Annotated in this window: 8 protein-coding genes; 5 read left to right on the forward strand and 3 right to left on the reverse strand. The window is 35.9% G+C overall.

Going from position 1 to position 19,291, the window contains the following annotated elements; translation table 11 throughout:
• Window positions 1-16: 16 nt before the first annotated feature.
• From ABVM52_RS05565 to ABVM52_RS05575, 3 genes are read right to left on the reverse strand one after another with little or no spacing between them, the layout of a single operon-like run.
• A complete protein-coding gene (locus tag ABVM52_RS05565; protein WP_405384418.1) occupies window positions 17-2,320 on the reverse strand; it encodes a glycoside hydrolase family 65 protein in 2,304 nt (767 codons plus the stop codon).
• Between the two features lie 55 nt (window positions 2,321-2,375).
• Window positions 2,376-3,044, reverse strand: a complete 669-nt coding sequence (gene pgmB, locus ABVM52_RS05570) for a beta-phosphoglucomutase (RefSeq protein WP_405384419.1) — start codon at window positions 3,042-3,044, stop codon at window positions 2,376-2,378.
• Between the two features lie 13 nt (window positions 3,045-3,057).
• A complete protein-coding gene (locus ABVM52_RS05575; RefSeq protein WP_405384420.1) occupies window positions 3,058-4,080 on the reverse strand; it encodes a LacI family DNA-binding transcriptional regulator in 1,023 nt (340 codons plus the stop codon).
• Between the two features lie 356 nt (window positions 4,081-4,436).
• Between ABVM52_RS05575 and ABVM52_RS05580 the strand changes: the two genes are divergently transcribed.
• The 5 genes from ABVM52_RS05580 to ABVM52_RS05600 all read left to right on the forward strand — a co-directional run bounded on the left by ABVM52_RS05580 (window position 4,437) and on the right by ABVM52_RS05600 (window position 19,260).
• Window positions 4,437-7,568, forward strand: coding sequence for a SusC/RagA family TonB-linked outer membrane protein (locus tag ABVM52_RS05580; protein WP_405384421.1), 3,132 nt, complete (start codon window positions 4,437-4,439; stop codon window positions 7,566-7,568).
• Between the two features lie 20 nt (window positions 7,569-7,588).
• Window positions 7,589-9,217, forward strand: coding sequence for a RagB/SusD family nutrient uptake outer membrane protein (locus ABVM52_RS05585; protein ID WP_405384422.1), 1,629 nt, complete (start codon window positions 7,589-7,591; stop codon window positions 9,215-9,217).
• Window positions 9,218-9,373: 156 nt separating this feature from the next.
• Window positions 9,374-12,664, forward strand: coding sequence for a VCBS repeat-containing protein (locus ABVM52_RS05590; RefSeq protein WP_405384423.1), 3,291 nt, complete (start codon window positions 9,374-9,376; stop codon window positions 12,662-12,664).
• Window position 12,665: 1 nt separating this feature from the next.
• A complete protein-coding gene (locus tag ABVM52_RS05595; protein WP_405384424.1) occupies window positions 12,666-16,016 on the forward strand; it encodes a VCBS repeat-containing protein in 3,351 nt (1,116 codons plus the stop codon).
• Window positions 16,006-19,260: a VCBS repeat-containing protein gene (locus ABVM52_RS05600; protein ID WP_405384425.1), complete on the forward strand. Its 3,255-nt coding sequence runs from the start codon at window positions 16,006-16,008 to the stop codon at window positions 19,258-19,260. Before ABVM52_RS05595 ends, ABVM52_RS05600 begins: the two co-directional genes overlap by 11 nt.
• Window positions 19,261-19,291: the final 31 nt, after the last annotated feature.

The following is a 19,291-nucleotide window of genomic DNA, read 5'->3' on the forward strand; positions in this document are numbered from 1 at the left end:
TATAGACATAGCCTTACTAAACAGTAATTATCTCATTTGGCAATAACACTACTTTATTACCATTGACCCTTATGGACACTTCCTTAGTTCCGAACAATTGAAAACTAACATCGTTAGCACTTACATGAACCTTAATTATTCTATTTCTAAAATTCACTTTAAAAGAATATGCCTGCCATTGCTCCGGTATTTGGGGATAAAAAGATAGCTTGTCGTTAATGACCCGCATACCGCCAAAACCTTCTACAATACTCATCCAGGTACCTGCCATTGATGTAATATGCAAACCTTCCTCTACTTCCTTATTGTAATCATCTAGGTCTAGTCTAGAAGTCCTTAAATAAAACTCATACGCCTGCTCCATTCTTCCTAATTTTGCCGCTTGTATACTGTGCACACAGGGAGACAATGATGACTCATGAACCGTGAAAGGTTCATAAAAATCAAAATGTTTCAGTAATTGTTCCGTAGAAAAATCTTCTTCAAAAAAATAAAACCCCTGTAACACATCTGCCTGCTTAATATAGGGCGACCTTAAAATCCTGTCCCAACTCCATTTTTGATTTATTGGCCTATCGGTTTTTGGCAGATCGTTCACCTTTACCAGATCCTTATCTAAAAATCCGTCTTGTTGTAAAAACACATCATGTTCCTTATCATATGGAAAATACATATTATCCGCTACCTTTTTCCAAGAATCACATTCCCGATCCGTAAGCTGCGTCTTTCCTATGATGCGATGATAGTCTTCCGAGTAACCGCTTTGTACCTTGTCCAATTGTATCAAAGTATAATCAATACACCATTTTGCCAAGTAATTTGTATACCAGTTGTTATTTACATTATTCTCATATTCATTGGGACCCGTAACACCCAGAATAACAAACTTATTCTTATCCTTGGAAAAATTGGCTCTTTGATGCCAAAACCTTGCAATACCGATCAAGACTTCCAGTCCCATTTCAGGGATGTAACTATAATCTCCTGTATATCTATAGTAATTATAAATGGCGAAAGCTATGGCGCCATTTCTATGTATCTCCTCAAAAGTAATTTCCCATTCATTATGACATTCCTCCCCATTCATAGTTACCATGGGGTAGAGTGCGGCACCGTTGCGGAACCCTAGTTTTGCGGCATTCTCTATGGCTTTTTCTAAATGATTATATCTATACTTTAGAAGCTTTTTAGCCACTTTGTCATCTTTGGTGGCCATATAAAATGGAATGCAATAAGCCTCTGTATCCCAATAGGTACTACCACCGTATTTCTCTCCCGTAAACCCTTTTGGACCAATATTCAGTCTAGAATCTGTTCCTAAATATGTTTGGTTAAGTTGAAAAATATTGAAACGTATACCTTGCTGCGCCTTTACATCACCCTCAATAACAATATCACTCATATCCCAAATGGCCGCCCATGCTTGCTTTTGTAATTTTAGCAAGCCTTCAAAACCTAATGACATTGCTTTATCCAGAACATTATTTGCAGCGGATACGAGTTCATCTGCTTTATGATTTCGTGATACGGTATATCCCCCAAATTTTGTCAAGGTAGCTGTCTCACCTTCAGCAATCTTTTTCTTGAATTTTAAAGACGCATAGTTTTCCGTACGATTACCTTTCTCACCGTCTATCAACTTACCATTATACTCCAATGTAGCTTGCATAAACGTACAAGTCTGAAAATTTGTTTTCATGGTATGAGCCTCTATAAAAGCCCGATTACCATCTATGGAGGTTTGGGTAGTATTCCAAAACTTATCGTCCCAGTTACTATCCTCATTGGTTATGCCACTATCTAAATAAGGTTCAAAAACTATCTCGGCTTCGGTATTAAGCACTTTTACCGAATAGGAAATTGCTCCTACCTCATCCAAATCCAAACTTAAGAAACGTTTTACCGTGACCTCTACCTCTAAATTATTTGAAGTTACCGCAATAAAGCTTCTAGTATAACAACCTTCTTTCATGTTCAACTCTCGTCTAAAAGCCGAAACTTTTTTACAAGTAAACAAATCTAGCTCCTGCTCATTTAGGTATACTTTTACACCTATCCAATTTGGTGCATTAAGCACTTTGGCAAAATATTCAGGATATCCGTTTTTCCACCAACCAACACGGGTTTTGTCAGGATAATATACCCCTGCAATGTAACTGCCTTGAAATGTTGGGCCAGTATAGGTCTCTTCAAAATTTGCCCTTTGACCCATTGCACCATTGCCAATACTAAAAATGCTTTCGGAAGATTTTACGTTTTCTTTATCAAAACCTTCTTCAATAATGCACCATGCATCTGCCTTTATATAATTCTGATTCATATATTATTGTTGATTTGTCCGTGAAATTATGTGAGATTTTTACAGGTAGTACTTGCTACTTTGCGAAGTTTTTTTGCACTAGAGATGCAATGAATTCTGTACTCATCTCCGTGAAATCCTTAAAATTATATTTTGCTTCATGGAGCACATGTTCGTCCCCAATACCAATACTGGTCATTTTTGCCCTATTTGCAGCTTCAATGCCCGCTACCGCATCTTCAAAAACAACGCAATGGTCCGGCTCAACATTGAGATTACGGGCGGCAATTAAAAATACTTCTGGATCAGGCTTGGCCTTTGTGACTTGATTACCGTCTACAATGCTATCAAAATAAGGTAAAAGTCCTACTTTTTTTAGAATTGGCCTGGCATTTTTACTGGCAGAACCCAATGCAATTGGTACGTTATTATTTTTTAAATAATCCAATACCCGTGGCACATCTGGCAGTATTTCACTTGCATCCATGTTTTCGATATAAGCAAGATAATCTACATTTTTCTCTACCATCCAAGTATCAAATTGGGTCTGGCTAGCTTTTACTTGCCCTATATCCAACAAAATTTCCAAACAACGTTTTCTACTCACCCCTTTAAAAAGTTCATTTTGTTCAACCGTAAATTCAAAACCCAGTGCATTGGCAAGTTTTTTCCACGCCAAGTAATGATATTTGGCCGTGTCTACGATTACACCGTCCAAATCAAATATAAATCCTACATTTTTCATAGATGTTAAAATATCAATTGATGGTTGAATCACGTTTGATCAACGTTGCGTTGATCACTTCGGTCTTAAATGGCTTTTCTTGTTCTTCTTCAGATTCCATTCTGCTAATAAGTAGTTGTGCCGCTCTCTCGCCCATTTTATCTCCATGCTGGGCCACGGTGGTTAAACTTGGATGTGAATATTTGGATAATAGTCCGTTAGTAAAGCCAATAATTGAGATATCTTCCGGAACCTTGAACCCAAGACCTTTGATTATATTCATACATTGTACCGCAAAAATTTCATTAACACATAAAACGGCATCAATGGTACGCGACTTAAAAAATTCTTTGATTAGATTCTCATTGTCCATATTATAGGGCAATGTCAGGACTAAATTATCATCTGCCTTTAAATTACCATCCTTTAATGCCGCCAAATAACCACTACGCCTATACTCGCTTACATTAAAAAAATTCTCTGTAGTTACCAATGCTATATTTTTAGCTCCCGCTTGTATAAAATGGTTGGTTGCCTCGTAAGCAATGTCCCTATCGTTTAAAATGACTTTATCACAATCAATTTCTGACGTAACCCGATCAAACAACACTACCGGAATTCCTTGATTGATCAGTTCTTTTAAGTGGACAAAATCATTTTTTAGTTGGGTCTCTGCGCTTAAGGATAAAATAAAACCGTCTATACTTCCATTTGCCAACATCTCCATATTGATAACCTCTTTATCAAAAGATTCATCAGAAATGCATACTATAACATTATAACCTTTTTGAATGGCATACTTTTCTATACCTCTAAAAACCGTTGTGAAAAAATGATGAACAATATCCGGAATTACCACACCTATATTTTTTGTCCTCTTATTCTTTAGACTAAGCGCAATATTGTTTGGCCGATAATTGTAAAACTTAGCGAATGCCTGAATTCTATCTTTTGTCTCCTTACTTATCTCATCACTATTCTTTAATGCCTTAGACACGGTAGAAATAGAAACACTAAGTTCCTTGGCAATATCTTTTAATGTGATTTTTGGTCTCAACTATAATTTTTAATTAAAAAACAAATTAATCGGTTTAATCTAACAATATTTTTATGTAAATCATTCTAGAATTGAGGTAATATATAATTATGATTTAAGGGTATGAAATATTATTAATTAAAAAATGATTAAAAATCCTTATATTTCGGTATATCTTGTATATTCTTAAATATGATATGTGTTTTTTATGAATTACCACAATGCAAAACTATATTTATATGATTTTAGCAATAAAAAAAGTTATTAACACGAAAACGTTTTCGCAAATAAACTTCTCCAAATAAATATTCTTAGCAGCAATATTTGCATATTTTTAACAATTGAAATTATTTAACTCAACTTTAAATTAACAGTTTATGAAGATTACACTACTTAAAAGTCTGTTGGTACTAGGGGCATTTATTTCCTTTAGTGTTTCTCAGGCGCAAGAAGTATCTGGAACCGTTTCAGATGCAAGTGGTCCATTACCCGGTGCAAGTGTCCTGGAAAAAGGCACTACCAATGGAACCCAGACTGATTTTGATGGAAATTACACATTGTCGGTAAATGAAGGAGCTGTTCTTGTGGTCAGTTATATCGGTTATAAAACACAAGAAATACCTTATGATGGAAGATCAACAATCAACTTTACCTTAGAAGAAGATGCGGAAGCATTGGAGGAAGTGGTGATTATTGGTTATGGTACAACTACGGTTAAGGATGCAACCGGTTCAGTTTCCGCTGTAACATCTGAAGATTTTAACGGAGGTGCCATTTCATCACCAGAACAACTTATTCAGGGTAAAACTGCCGGTGTTAACATTCAGCAAACTACAGGTGAGCCTGGCGCTGGAATCCAAATTAACATTAGAGGTGCAAACTCGGTAAGAGCTAACAACAACCCTCTATTCGTTGTAGATGGTGTTCCTTTATTTGGTGAAAGTACAGAAGCTACTGGTTCTAATGCTGGTGGAACAGGAAGTGGACAAACAGGTAACCCTTTAAATTTCCTTAACCCTAACGATATTGAAAGCATGAGTATCTTAAAAGATGCATCTGCAACGGCAATATATGGTTCTAGAGGTGCAAATGGTGTTGTGATCATTACAACCAAATCAGGAAAAAGTGCTCCTAAAGGAGTATGGGATTTTTCTACAAGCTTAAGTATTGCTTCTCCGGTAAGACAATATGATTTATTGAACAGGGAAGAATTCCTTAGTGCTTTACCAGATTATGGCGCTGATGCAGCTGCCAATGATTTTGGAGCTAATACAGACTGGCAAGAAGTGCTTTTTAGAACTACAGCATCTACCAACAACAACTTATCATATTCTCACAATTATGGTTCTGGTAACGTTCGTTCAACATTTGGATATCAAAAACAATTTGGTACCATAGAAAAATCTGAATTTGAAAGAATTACAGGAAGACTTAATCTTAACCAAAGATTTTTTGAGGATAAGCTACTATTAGGTTTCCAAACATCTATATCTAGAGTTAATAAATCTCAACCACCGTTAAATTCTACGGCCGGTGTTGAAGGTGATATTTTAGGTGCTACTTATTCTGCAAACCCTACTTGGCCAAATAGTACGGCTTTTCAACCAGATGGTAGTATTTCAAGAAACCCTATCAACCTATTGGTTGAATCTCAGAACATAAGCCACACAGATAGATTGTTATTAAACGGTTCTGCCGAATACAAGTTTACTTCAGAAATTTCTGCTAAAGTAAATGTAGGTTATGACAAATCTGAAAGTGAAAATGTTTCTGTCTTGAGTGCAAATAACATTAATTACCCTGGTATTTCAGGTAATGGATTTGGAACGTATTACACACTTGACAGAGATAACAAAACTTTGGAAACTACTGTTAACTATGCAAAGGAATTTGAAAACTCAAATTTTGACGTTATCGTTGGGTATGCTTACCAAGACTTTAGAACAAGAGGACGTAATGCAGTAGCTAGAGGTTTCTCCACTACAGACCTAAATGCAATGGGCGTTGATTTGGTTAATTCCGTTAATGGAGCCCAAAACTCTATTTCCGGATCATTTCAGCAATTCTATTATGCTGCCAATACTACTGATTTGGTTGTAAACCGTTTGTTCCCTTCATCTTCTACAGAGAATATACCTTACGCATTTGACAGAAATGTGATTGCGCTTTCTGCTGACACTTTTGACAACACAGATGAGCTTCAATCATTTTTTGGAAGAATCAATTATAGCCTTGATGGTAAATATTTATTTACTGCAACTATGAGAGCGGATGGTTCTTCAAGATTTGGACCTGATAATGCTTACGGATATTTCCCATCAGGAGCATTTGCTTGGCAAATAGGAGAAGAAGATTTTATTGGTGAAAACGTATCAACCCTTAAATTGAGATTAAGTGCCGGTATCACTGGTAACCAAGCAGGTTTAGGATATGGTAACTTTGTTGCAAGACAACGATTTGGTGGCATTGGTATCAACAACAGTAATGAAATACAGCCTAACGGACTTTCTATTGTTGCTACTGATAACCCAGCATTAAAATGGGAAAGTACTTTGGATTTCAACATAGGATTGGATTTTGGTTTTAACAATGACCGTTTAAACGGTAGTGTTGATGTATATCGTAGAGATACAAAGGATGTTTTGTTAAAAACTCCACCTGCATTCCCTGCAACAACTCCATTCCAATTTGGTAACGTAGATGCTAATATTATCAACCAAGGTATTGAATTTGCTTTGGGGTATGATTTCATACAACAAGAGGATGTTAATTTCTCAGCTAACTTCAACATTTCATACAATGACAATGAAATTCAAAATTTTGCAGGTGCTATTAACTCCGGTCCTATTAACGGTCCTGGCCTAACTGGTGCTTTTGCTCAACGTTTTGAGGCGGGTTATTCTTTATTCTCTTACTATATGGCACAGTTTGAAGGTTTTGACAGTACCGGGAACCCTATTTACACAGATGTAGACGGTAATGGCGTTGGTGATCCAGATGTTGACAAAACGTTTGTAGGTGAAGATGCTTTACCCGATATTACTTCAGGATTGTCTTTAAATCTTAAAGTTAAGAACTGGGATGTAGCTACTTACTTATCCGGACAATTTGGATTCTCTGTTTACAACAACACAGCAAACTCTTTCTTCAATGCTGGACAAATAGGTACATCAAGAAACGTTACTCAAGACGTATTAGCTCTTGGTGAAGACCCAGGTGCATCTACCGCAGTATCTACAAGATTCTTGGAAAAAGGAGACTTTATTAGATTACAAAATGTATCGGTAGGTTATAACGTTCCCCTTTCCGGTGAAGGAGCACTTAGAAACTTAAGATTATCCTTAACAGGTCAAAATTTATTCTTAATTACTGATTATAGCGGTATTGACCCAGAAGTAACTGTTAATACTGGTAATTTAAATGCTGCAGAATTACCTACTAGAGGAATTGACTTTATGACGTTCCCTAATCCTTTAACAGTAACATTTGGTATTAACGCCTCATTTTAATTAAAAAAAATTGTAAAATCATGAATAGAAATCAAATTAAAATTTATCTATCAAGTTTCCTATTGGCTTGGGGCTTTGTGTCCTGTACCGACTTGGAAATTGAGGAAACCGACTCTTTTATAAGTGATGGTTTCCAAGGACTGGAAAATCCAACTTCTGCACTAGAAGCTTTATATGGAGATATTAGAGGACAGTTGTCTGACCAAGCTAATACTTACGCCTTGAACGAGGTTACTACAGATGCCCAATTAATACCTACTAGAGGTGCTGACTGGGGAGATAACGGACGTTGGAGAAAACTTCACCAACATGAATGGGGATTAGAAGATTCTGATGTTATTACCCCATTTGAGCAATGGAACAAAAACCAATTGGCCGCTTCTCAAATCTTAGATGAAAGAAGTAATTCTCCAGAAGATGTAAAATTAGAAGCTCGTTTCTTAAGAGCCTATGCCATGTGGTGGATTCTTGATCTTTACGGACAAGTTCCATTTAGAGACACAAGTGTTCCTACTACAGAACTTCCTACAGTCCTATCCGGAGCTGAAGCAGTAGCATTTATTATTTCTGATTTAGATATCTGTATTTCTGGTCTACCTTCACGCGCTGCAGGTACCGGGGATGAATTAAAAAGACCAGGAAAAGCCGCTGCACGTTTTTTAAAGGCAAAAATTCTATTGAACAAACATGTTTATGAAAACCAATTAGCTGGTGGCGGAGGTTCTCCTGCAGCAGCAGATATGGCAGAAGTTATTTCTTTGGTAGATCAAATAGCTGCTGATGGCCATGAGCTACAAGCAGGTTATTTTGACATCTTCAGAAACACTGCTGATAATGAAACCATATGGTTTACAGAATCTAACGTTCAAAATATGATATATGCACCATTACACCTGAACTCGTTTGGTCTTGCTGGTGGTGGTGGCTGGAACGGTTTCAGTACTCTTGCAGAATTCTACGACCTTTTTGAAGGTGATGCGGAAAACAATAGAGTTGAAACAGACTTAACACCATTAGACGGTCAGGAAGAAAGAAGAGGTGGAGTTCCTCCAGAAGGTTTACCATTTACTTCTAGACCCGGCACATCAGACGCGGAAGGGTATGAGTTTGGATCAAACGTAGGTTTTGGGTTCTTAATCAACCAACAGTATGATTTAGATGGTGGCAAATTAGTAGACAGACAGGGTAACGACCTAAAATTCTCCAGAGAATTTGTAGACGGTACCGGTGCCAAAAACTTAATTAACAACAGTGAAAGAACGGGTGTACGTATTATTAAGTATAACCCACGTTTTGGTGACAATACCAATCATAAAATTCAATTTCGTTTTGCAGATGCTTACTTAATGAAAGCAGAAGCAATGTTCAGAAGCTCAGGCGATCCAACGGACATGATTAATGCCTTACGTGTATTAAGAGGTGCAACGCCACTAGGAAGTGTTTCTGAAAGTGATATTCTTGACGAAAGAGCAAGAGAATTATTTACGGAAGGATACAGAAGAAATGATTTAATTCGTTTTGGACAATATCTAAGAAGTTGGGAGTTTAAAGGTGATGCGGAAACCGGTAATGAAAAAAGGTTACTTTTCCCAATACCATTACCACAACTTTTGGCCAATCCTAATTTGGTTCAAAACCCTGGGTACTAAATTATAATACCTAATATTTTTTAAAGAGAATCCCTTATTTTGTAAGGGATTCTTTTTTCTATCTAACTTTAGAAAAACTTAAATAAATTATTTCCCTATTCTATCAAAATTATATTTTTGTTTTCTTTACATGAACCATACAGTAGCTAATCTCTCATGTATAAATCATTATTTTTAATAGTACTACTTGGTCTTTTGGTTAGATGTTCTGACCAAAAAAATCATTTGTTCAGTAAACTCAATTCTGAACAAACGGGGGTGACTTTTAAAAATAGTTTATATAGCAGCCCAGAACTTAATATTTTAAACTATCTCTATTATTATAATGGCGCAGGAGTCATCACAGCTGACTTCAACAATGATGGGTTTATTGATTTATATTGTGCTGCCAACCAAGCAGAAGACAAGCTTTACCTGAACAGAGGCAATTTTAAATTTGAAGAAGTAGCGCTCCCCAATAACCTTATACAGCAAGGAAATTGGACTACCGGTGTTACACAAGTTGATATTAATAATGACGGTTTATTAGATATTTACATCTGTAAAGCATCCGGCTATAGAGCACTGACCGGCAGAAATTTACTATATGTAAACCAAGGCATTAATAAAGATGGTATTCCTTCTTTTAAAGAACAGGCAGAGGAATTTGGTTTAGCTTTTTCCGGATTGTCTACCAAAGCTGCTTTTTTTGATTATGATAAAGATGGAGATTTAGACATGTTTCTTCTTAATCATTCCGTTCACCCCAACATTAATTATGGTAAAGGAAAACAGCGTAAAATTATAGATTCTATTTCTGGCGACCGGCTCTACACTAACAATAACGGGTACTTTGAAGACACTAGTGCCGCATCTGGAATTTTTCAAGGTAAATCTGGTTATGGATTAGGACTATCTATCAGCGACTTAAACAATGATGGTTATCCGGATATTTATGTGGGAAATGATTTTTTTGAAAATGATTATCTCTATATAAATCAGAAAGACGGAACCTTCAAGGAAATTACATCACAAGATGATACTATTTTAGGCCACACTACCCACTACTCTATGGGAAACGCCATTGCCGATATTAACAATGATTCTTACCCGGATATTGTATCATTGGACATGCTGCCAGAAGATTTACATACCTATAAAACATCTGGGTTAGAATATGCCTTTCCCATTTACCAACAATACTTAAGAAATGGGTATGCCCCACAATACATGCAAAATACATTGCATCTGAACAATGAAGGTAAAAACTTTTCAGAAATTGGTAATTTAAGTGGCATTTCCGCAACAGAATGGTCCTGGGGTTCTTTGTTAGCAGACTTTGATAATGATGGTTACAAAGACCTATTTGTATCCAACGGCATTAAAGGGGCTACCAATGATATGGATTATATGAATTTCATTGCCAATGACGAAATTCAAAAAAGAATAGATGCAGGCATGGAGGATACTGATATGCCACTTATTAATGAAATCCCAGAGAAAAAGGTTTCAAACTATTTTTTTAAAAATAATAAAGATTTAAGTTTTACCAATGTAACCGACAAATGGTCAAATTTAGGACCATCATTTAGTAATGGTTGCACATATGCTGATTTAGACAATGATGGTGATCTAGACATTATTGTAAATAACATTGATGAAGAACTTTACATCTTAAAAAACAACTTAACCAATTCTAATTATTTATCCATTAGTTTAAAAGGACCAACACATAATATATTTGGTATTGGGGCTAAAATAAATCTGTATACCAAAAACGGTAAACAAACCTTAGAGCATTTTACCACTAATGGGTATCTATCCTCTAGCTCCAATAAATTGCACTTTGGCCTTGGTAGTGCCCGTTCTATAGATTCCTTAACCATAGTTTGGCCAGATAACAAGAGACAGAGCATCAAAAATCCGGAGATAAACAAGGAAATAACTTTAGAGTACAGAAATAGTACATTACCAAACAAAAAAACACCAATAGAAAGTACAAATGCATTAACAGAAACCGCAGCTTATTTAAATTTTATACACCGTGAAAGGCCTTCTTTAGATTTTAGCAAAGAACCATTAATACCGTACGCCAACTCCAATGAAGGACCTACAATTTCTATTGCAGATATAAACAATGATGGCCTGGACGATATATTTATTGGAGGGGCAAAAGCTCAGCCTTCTAAATTATTTTTACAGGACTCTAATGACCTTTTCGTTGAAACACAAACCGAATTATTTGAAAATGATGCAATTAACGAAGATACCTGTAGCATCTTTTTTGACGCTAATGGTGATGGTTTTATCGATTTATTGGTGGCAAGTGGAGGAAATGAATTTTTAAACGGAAAGCCATTACAACCCAGGCTTTATATTAATAAAAATGGAAACTTTATTAAAGACACTTTAGCATTCAACCATATTGAACTAAATGCCTCTAAAATTTCATATAACGATTTTGATAAAGATGGGGATTATGATGTCGTCATCAGTGCGGACCAAAAACCTACTGCTTACGGTATTACACCTGATCAATATTTTTTTATCAATGACGGTAAAGGAATTTTTACCAATCAAATTGAAAAAGTTGCTCCCCAACTTAAATCTTTGGGCAACATTAAGGATATGGTCTGGACCGATATAAATAAAGATGGCTACGATGATTTAATCGTCGTTGGCCACTGGATGCCCATCTCAATATTCCTAAATAATGGCAAGCAATTAATACTACAGACCAACAATCTGCTTAACGACACCAACGGTTGGTGGAACACTATCCTTGTTGCAGATTTGAACAATGATGGTCATAAAGACCTTGTATGCGGTAATTGGGGATTAAACACCAAGTTTAAAGCCTCCAAAGCCAAGCCCATTACACTTTATAATTATGATTTTGATGAAAATGGACAAATAGACCCTATTATCACCTACTATCATAAGGATACCGAAACAGCATTTGCTTCAAAAGATGAATTGGTAAAACAATTGCCCTATTTAAATAAAAAATTCCTTTCCTACTCAACTTTTGCAGAAGCCAATATAGATGAACTTTTTGGCCAATCCTCGTTAAAAAATGCAGAAAGAAAACAGGTTAATGAGCTACAAAGCTGTTGGTTTAAAAATGATGGAACAGGAAAATTTTCAAAACATCTTTTACCTAAAATTGCACAAATATCTACCATCAACGATATGGTAGCAAATGATTTTAACTCTGACGGATTTGATGATTTGTTAATTGTGGGCAATAACTTTGAAATTAGCACACAGTTAGGCAGGTTAGATGCCCTTCATGGGTTAATTTTGTACAATACAAAGGATACAATCACACCTTTTAACAATTTATATAAGATGCTTCAAATTAATGGGGCATCTAGAGAGGTACATAAGATTAAAATAAAAGGCAACAACATTTATATGGTGGGCAGAAACAACAACTCACCTTACTTTTATAATTACCATGATTAAAATGAACAAATTATATTTATCACTTTTGCTTTGTATAGGGTTTTTGTTTTTCGCTTGTACGGAAAAATCCAACGAAGAAAAAAATACTACTAAAGAAGATACATTGTACACCCTGCTATCACCTGATAGTACAGGTATTGATTTTATTAATCAAATAGAAAACAAGAAACAGTTCAATATTTTTAAATATAGAAATTTTTACAACGGTGGCGGGGTTGCTTTGGGCGATATTAACAATGATGGGTTAACGGATATTTATTTAACCGGCAATATGGTTGCCAATAAACTATACTTGAACAAGGGTAATTTTAAATTCGAGGATATAACGGAAACATCCGGTACTAAAGGAAACAAACCTTGGTCTACCGGTGTAGTTATGGCAGACATTAACAATGATGGACTATTGGATATTTATGTTAGTAATGCCGGTAATATGGAAGGCAATAACCATGATAACGATTTATATATTAACAACGGCGATCTAACCTTTACAGAAAAAGCATCGGAATTTAATTTAGCCAAAACAGGTTTTTCTACCCACGCTACATTTTTTGACTATGATAAGGATGGTGACCTGGACGCCTATATTTTAAATAACAGTAATATTCCCGTAAGTAGTTTAGGCTATGCCGAACAAAGAAACGTTAGAGCCCAGGATTGGGAAGGCGTACCCGATATTTTTAAGGGCGTTGGAGATATGCTCCTTCGTAATGATAATGGAAAATTTGTAGATGTTAGTGAAAAAGCGGGCATCTATGGTAGCCTTATAGGCTTTGGCCTAGGGGTTATGGTAACTGACATTAATCAGGATCTATATCCTGACCTCTATGTTTCCAATGATTTTTATGAGAGAGATTATCTGTACATAAACAATCAAGATGGCACCTTTACCGAGGAGATTAATAAATGGACCAACCATTTAAGTCTTTCTGCCATGGGTATAGACATAGCCGATATCAACAATGACGGCCTATCCGATATATTTATCACAGACATGTTACCTGAACCGGACCAACGTGTAAAATCGGTCATGGAATTTGAAGGTTATAATATTTTTAAACTAAAACAAAGCAAAGATTTTCATCAACAATACATACAAAACACCTTACAGCTTAATAATGGCAATGGCTCATTTTCAGAAGTTGCTTATTACAGTGGTATTGAAGCTACGGATTGGAGCTGGTCCGGACTGCTTTTTGATATGGATAACGATGGATTAAAAGACATCTATGTAACCAACGGTATTAATCACGATTTAACAGACCTTGATTTTGTAGATTTTTTCGCCAATGAAATCATACAAAAAATGGCATTGACCGGTAGAAAGGAATCTATTGATTCCATTATCAACAAAATGCCAATGAGCCCCCTACCCAACTATGCCTACCGCAATAATGGGGATATTACGTTTAGTAACTACAACAAACAATGGGGATTTGAAATTCCAAGTAAATCCAATGGGGCCGCTTATGGTGATTTGGACAATGATGGTGATCTAGACTTGGTTGTCAACAATGTAAACATGCAAAGTTTTGTCTACAAGAACAATAGTAACCTGTTAAAAGACCGCAACTATATTAAATTAAAATTCAAAGGTCCGGAAAAGAACAAATTTGCTATCGGAACAAATGTCAAAGTTTATTACGGCGACCAGATTATAGACCAGACCTTAATCCCTTCTAGAGGATTTCAGTCTTCTGTAGAATACCCAATGACCATTGGTGTAGGTACCACCTCTAAAATTGACTCAATACGAGTTATTTGGCCAGATGACACCACCCAGAAAATGACCAATGTAGCCGTAAATTCAGAATACACCCTTAACCATTCTGATGCTACGGAGCAATACCAGGTGCCCAAGATAGAATCTCAAGATAAGCTGCTTAAGGAACTATCAAATTCCACCTTATTGTCCCATAAGGAAAATGACTATAACGATTTTGACAATGAGGGATTAATATATAAATCATTGGATGAAGAAGGGCCGGCACTTGCCATAGGTGATGTTAATGGTGATGGCAATGATGATATTTTTATAGGTGGTGCAAAAGGTTCTTCCGGTGCATTGTACCTACATAAGGGCAATGGTTCTTTAGGAAAACCAAACACAACTTACTTTGAAATAGATGCTGAACTTGAAGATACAGCTGCGGCTTTCTTTGATATGGACAATGACGGAGACCTGGACTTGGTAGTAGGTACGGGCGGTAATGAATTAGGCATGGAAAGCACTTATGGCATAAGGGTATATAAGAACAATGGAAATGGAAATTTCAGTAAGATTGCATCCAAATTCCCTACCGTCAATAAAAATATATCCGTTATAGCACCCTATGATTTTAATAATGATGGTAATACTGATTTATTTATAGGTTCTAGAAGTATCGTTGGCACCTATGGGGTAACGCCCAATCATTTGCTGTTATTGAACAATGCGGACGAAACCTTTACAGATGTCACAGAACGTTCAGGATATGACCTAAAGGATGCAGGTATGGTTACAGATGCTATATGGGTAGACATGGATGCTGATGGAAAGAAGGATTTAATAACGGTATCTGATTGGGGCAACCCCAATATCTATAAAAACTCAGGTAGACGATTAAGTAAATTTTCTACTACTCTTGATAGTTTAAGTGGATGGTGGGGCGCTGTAGATGCTAAAGATTTAGATAATGATGGGGATATTGATTTAATCTTAGGTAATTCTGGCAGTAACGTTCACTATAAACCAAAAGAAAATCAACCCATGAAAATGTGGATCAACGATTTTGACAATGATGGTACCATAGAACAAATAATTACCCAAAATTATGACGGAGGGGATTATCCCCTACATCAAAAAAAGGAGCTTACCACACAAATACTGGCCTTAAAGAAAAAGAATATAAAAGCTTCTGATTACGCCAAGAGAACGATTAATGAATTGTTTCCGAAAGAAACGTTGAAAAATACAATTGTTAAAGAATCTTCCATTTCTGAATCTATCATCGCCATTAATGAAGGCAATGGAAAATTCTCCATTAAAATCTTACCGTCCCGTGTGCAGTTTTCGTGTATATGCGGTATTCAATGTGCAGACGTAAACAATGATGGCCATCTAGATTTAATTATGGCCGGTAATAATTTTGAATTTAAACCACAGTTTTCCAGACAGGACGGTAACTATGGCAATGTATTGCTGGGTGATGGTAAAATGGGATTTGATTGGCAAAACTATGCAGAGAGCGGCCTATTCATAAAAGAAGAGGTTAAACATCTAGAGTTGTTTAAGGATAAAAAAGGGAACACATTTTTAATAGCGGCTATCAATAATGAAAAGCCAAAAATTTATAGATTAAATGAAAAATAGCATTCTTGTACTATTCTTCTCCTTACTACTTTTAAATTGTGGTTCAAAAAATGAAGGTGAGTTATTTAAAAAATTATCCTCAAAAGAAACAGGATTATATTTTGAAAATAACCTAACGGAGTCCAATGACCTCAACATTCTTGATTATCTCTATTACTATAACGGTGGTGGTGTAGCCATAGGCGACATTAATAATGATAGCCTACCGGATATCTTTCTCTCTGCAAACCAGACCGCTAATAAACTTTTCCTGAACAAAGGCAATTTAACCTTTGAAGATATCTCCGAGACTGCTAAAATTGGAGGTAAAAGTTCATGGAACACAGGGGCCGTTATGGGAGATGTAAATGGCGACGGGTTATTGGACATCTATGTTTGTGCCGTAGTTGGCCTAAATGGCTTTAATGGACATAATGAACTATATATTAACCAGGGTAATGGCGAGTTTGAGGAAAGTGCTGCAGCATATGGGCTAGATTATGATTCCTATAGTTCCAATGCTGCCTTTCTGGATTATGATTTAGATGGTGATCTGGACATGTATCTTTTAAACCATGCCGTACACACTCAAGAAACTTATGGCAAGGCAGAATTAAGAAATGAGCGCAATTATGAGTCTGGCGATAAACTATTAAGGAATGATAACGGTACATTCGTAGACGTTAGTGAACAAGCGGGTATATTTGGGGGTATTAACGGATATGGCCTGGGTATTTCCATTGCCGATTTTAATTTGGATGGGTATCCTGACATATATATTGGTAATGATTTTCACGAGGATGATTATTATTATTTAAACAACGGCGATGGTACTTTTACGGAAAGTTTAAGAACCTATTTTGGCCATACTTCTAGGTTTTCTATGGGTAGTGATGCTACAGACCTAAACCATGATGGCAGACCAGATTTAATTTCCCTTGACATGCTACCAGATGATGAAAAGGTTTTAAAAGCATCTGAGGGTGATGATAATCTGCAAATACAGAAAGTAAGAATAAATGATTATGGGTACCATTATCAATTTACCCGTAATATGCTTTACCTAAACCAACCGGACGGTAAATTTGTTGAGACCGCTTTACAAAGTGGGGTTGCCGCTACCGATTGGAGTTGGAGCGCACTTTTTGGAGATTATGATCAAGATGGGGAACAAGATTTATTCATTAGTAACGGCATTCCTAAAAGACCCAATGATTTAGATTACATCAATTTTCTTTCCAATGAAAATATTGAAAAGAAAATGAACAATACCAATCTTATTGACCAAAAGGCATTGAAATTAATGCCGTCTGGTAATGTAGCCAATAAAATTTTCAAAGGATCATCAGATTTGGTATTTAAAGACAAATCCAATTCATGGATAACTACCGATACTATAATTTCCGGAGCAACGGCGTATGGCGACCTAGATAATGATGGGGATCTAGATTTGGTAAGCAATACCTTAAACGGTGAATTGCTAGTGTACGAGAACCAAACAAATACGAAGGCCAATTATTTAAAAATAAAATTAGACTACATACCGGAAAATAAATTTGGTATAGGCACCAAAGTAGTTTCTTTTGCCAAAGAAAAGAAACAATTTAAAGAACTCTATACGGTTAGAGGTTTTCAAGCATCCTCTGAACCCATTGTTCATTTTGGTTACGATAACATGGACAAGGTAGATTCCATTCAAATTATTTGGCCTAACAAAACTTATCAAACCTTAAAAAATGTCCATGTCAATCAAACATTAGTAATTCAACCCAATAAACCTAAACCTTTTGATTATAAGAGTTTACAAAGTAAGGTAAGTCCCCTGTTCAAGAAAACAACAGATAACTTAGGTATCGCTTTTAAACATGAGGAAGATAGATATACAGATTTTAATCGTCAAAAACTTATACCATATCAACTTTCAGATAGAGGTCCTGCCGTAGCCGTTGCAGACATAAATAATGATGATAAAGAAGATATTTTCTTTGGTGGTTCTAAATATATTCCGTCCCAAATATACATCCAGAAAGATTCTGGTTTTGTAAAGACCCTATATCCTAATATAGCCAAAGATTCTATAAAGGAAGATGTCGTATCCATTCTACAAGACTTTAATAATGATGGTGCTAAAGATTTGATTATTGGTACTGGCGGTGCAGATTTCTTTGGGAAGGCAAAACCGCTTACCAATAGCTCGTATAGCTTTAAGAACAATGGGGTCGTGACCAACGAATTTCCGGTATTTTATAACAATGCATCTGTTATAGTACCAGTTGATATTGACGGAGATAATGATATGGATCTGTTCATTGGCAATCAATCCGTTTCATCGGATTTTGGTAAACCTGCAAATTCTCACCTACTTATAAATAATAATGGAGTGTTTGAAATATCAGAGGTTGATGTTTTTAAAAATATAGGAATGGTTACGGATGCAATTGCTACGGATTTTGACAATGATGGCACCCAAGACTTAATACTTGTAGGGGAATGGATGGCCCCTAAATTTTACAAGAATGGCAATACAGGTTTTACTTTAGTGGACAACATAACGGAGAATTCTTTAAGCGGGCTATGGCAAAGTATTGAAGGTTTTGATATTGATGGAGATGGAGATGAGGATTATCTTTTAGGAAATTGGGGTACAAATTCAAAATTTAGTGCTACCGCAAACCACCCAATGAGAATGTACTATAGTGATTTTGATAAAAATGGTGCTACGGAAACAATTGTATGTACGTACAAAGATGGTGCGTATTATCCTTTAGCGGGTTTAAATGATCTATCCGGGCAATTGGTGTCTTTGCGTAAAAAGTTTACTTCTTATAGTTCTTTTGCCGGAAAACCAATTCATGAAATTTTAAGTGATGATCAAATTGATAACGCAAGTATTCTCAATGTTGCAGAATTACGCTCCGGCTACCTTAAAAATGATGACGGTAAATTCACATTTATGCCGTTTGAGTTTAACCTACAAACAGCACCTATTACCTCATTTTTAAAATATGATTTTGATAATGACACTAAAGAAGAGGTATTGATAGGGGGAAATTACTTTGGTGTAAAACCTTATCACGGCAGGTTTGATTCCTTTTCCGGAGCTTTACTTAAAGATGCCAACACGGTACATTTAGGAAATGAATTAGGATTAGATTTTATGTTCAAATCTGTACGTAAGATGAACATTATTAATTTTAAAGAAGAACCGTATGTTTTAGTTACCATCAATAATGATACTGTTCAGGTATACAAAATTCAACGGTAAATATGATACCTGAATAAATAAAGGTTTATTT

This window comes from Maribacter sp. LLG6340-A2 (assembly GCF_045057105.1).
Classification (GTDB): domain Bacteria; phylum Bacteroidota; class Bacteroidia; order Flavobacteriales; family Flavobacteriaceae; genus Maribacter.

What these genes read in the sequence shown, in the direction of transcription:
- ABVM52_RS05565 (WP_405384418.1), bottom strand. Translation starts at nt 2,320, where the DNA reads ATGAATCAGAATTATATAAAGGCAGATGCATGGTGCATTATTGAAGAA.
- pgmB (WP_405384419.1), bottom strand. Translation starts at nt 3,044, where the DNA reads ATGAAAAATGTAGGATTTATATTTGATTTGGACGGTGTAATCGTAGAC.
- ABVM52_RS05580 (WP_405384421.1), top strand. Translation starts at nt 4,437, where the DNA reads ATGAAGATTACACTACTTAAAAGTCTGTTGGTACTAGGGGCATTTATT.
- ABVM52_RS05585 (WP_405384422.1), top strand. Translation starts at nt 7,589, where the DNA reads ATGAATAGAAATCAAATTAAAATTTATCTATCAAGTTTCCTATTGGCT.
- ABVM52_RS05590 (WP_405384423.1), top strand. Translation starts at nt 9,374, where the DNA reads ATGTATAAATCATTATTTTTAATAGTACTACTTGGTCTTTTGGTTAGA.
- ABVM52_RS05595 (WP_405384424.1), top strand. Translation starts at nt 12,666, where the DNA reads ATGAACAAATTATATTTATCACTTTTGCTTTGTATAGGGTTTTTGTTT.
- ABVM52_RS05600 (WP_405384425.1), top strand. Translation starts at nt 16,006, where the DNA reads ATGAAAAATAGCATTCTTGTACTATTCTTCTCCTTACTACTTTTAAAT.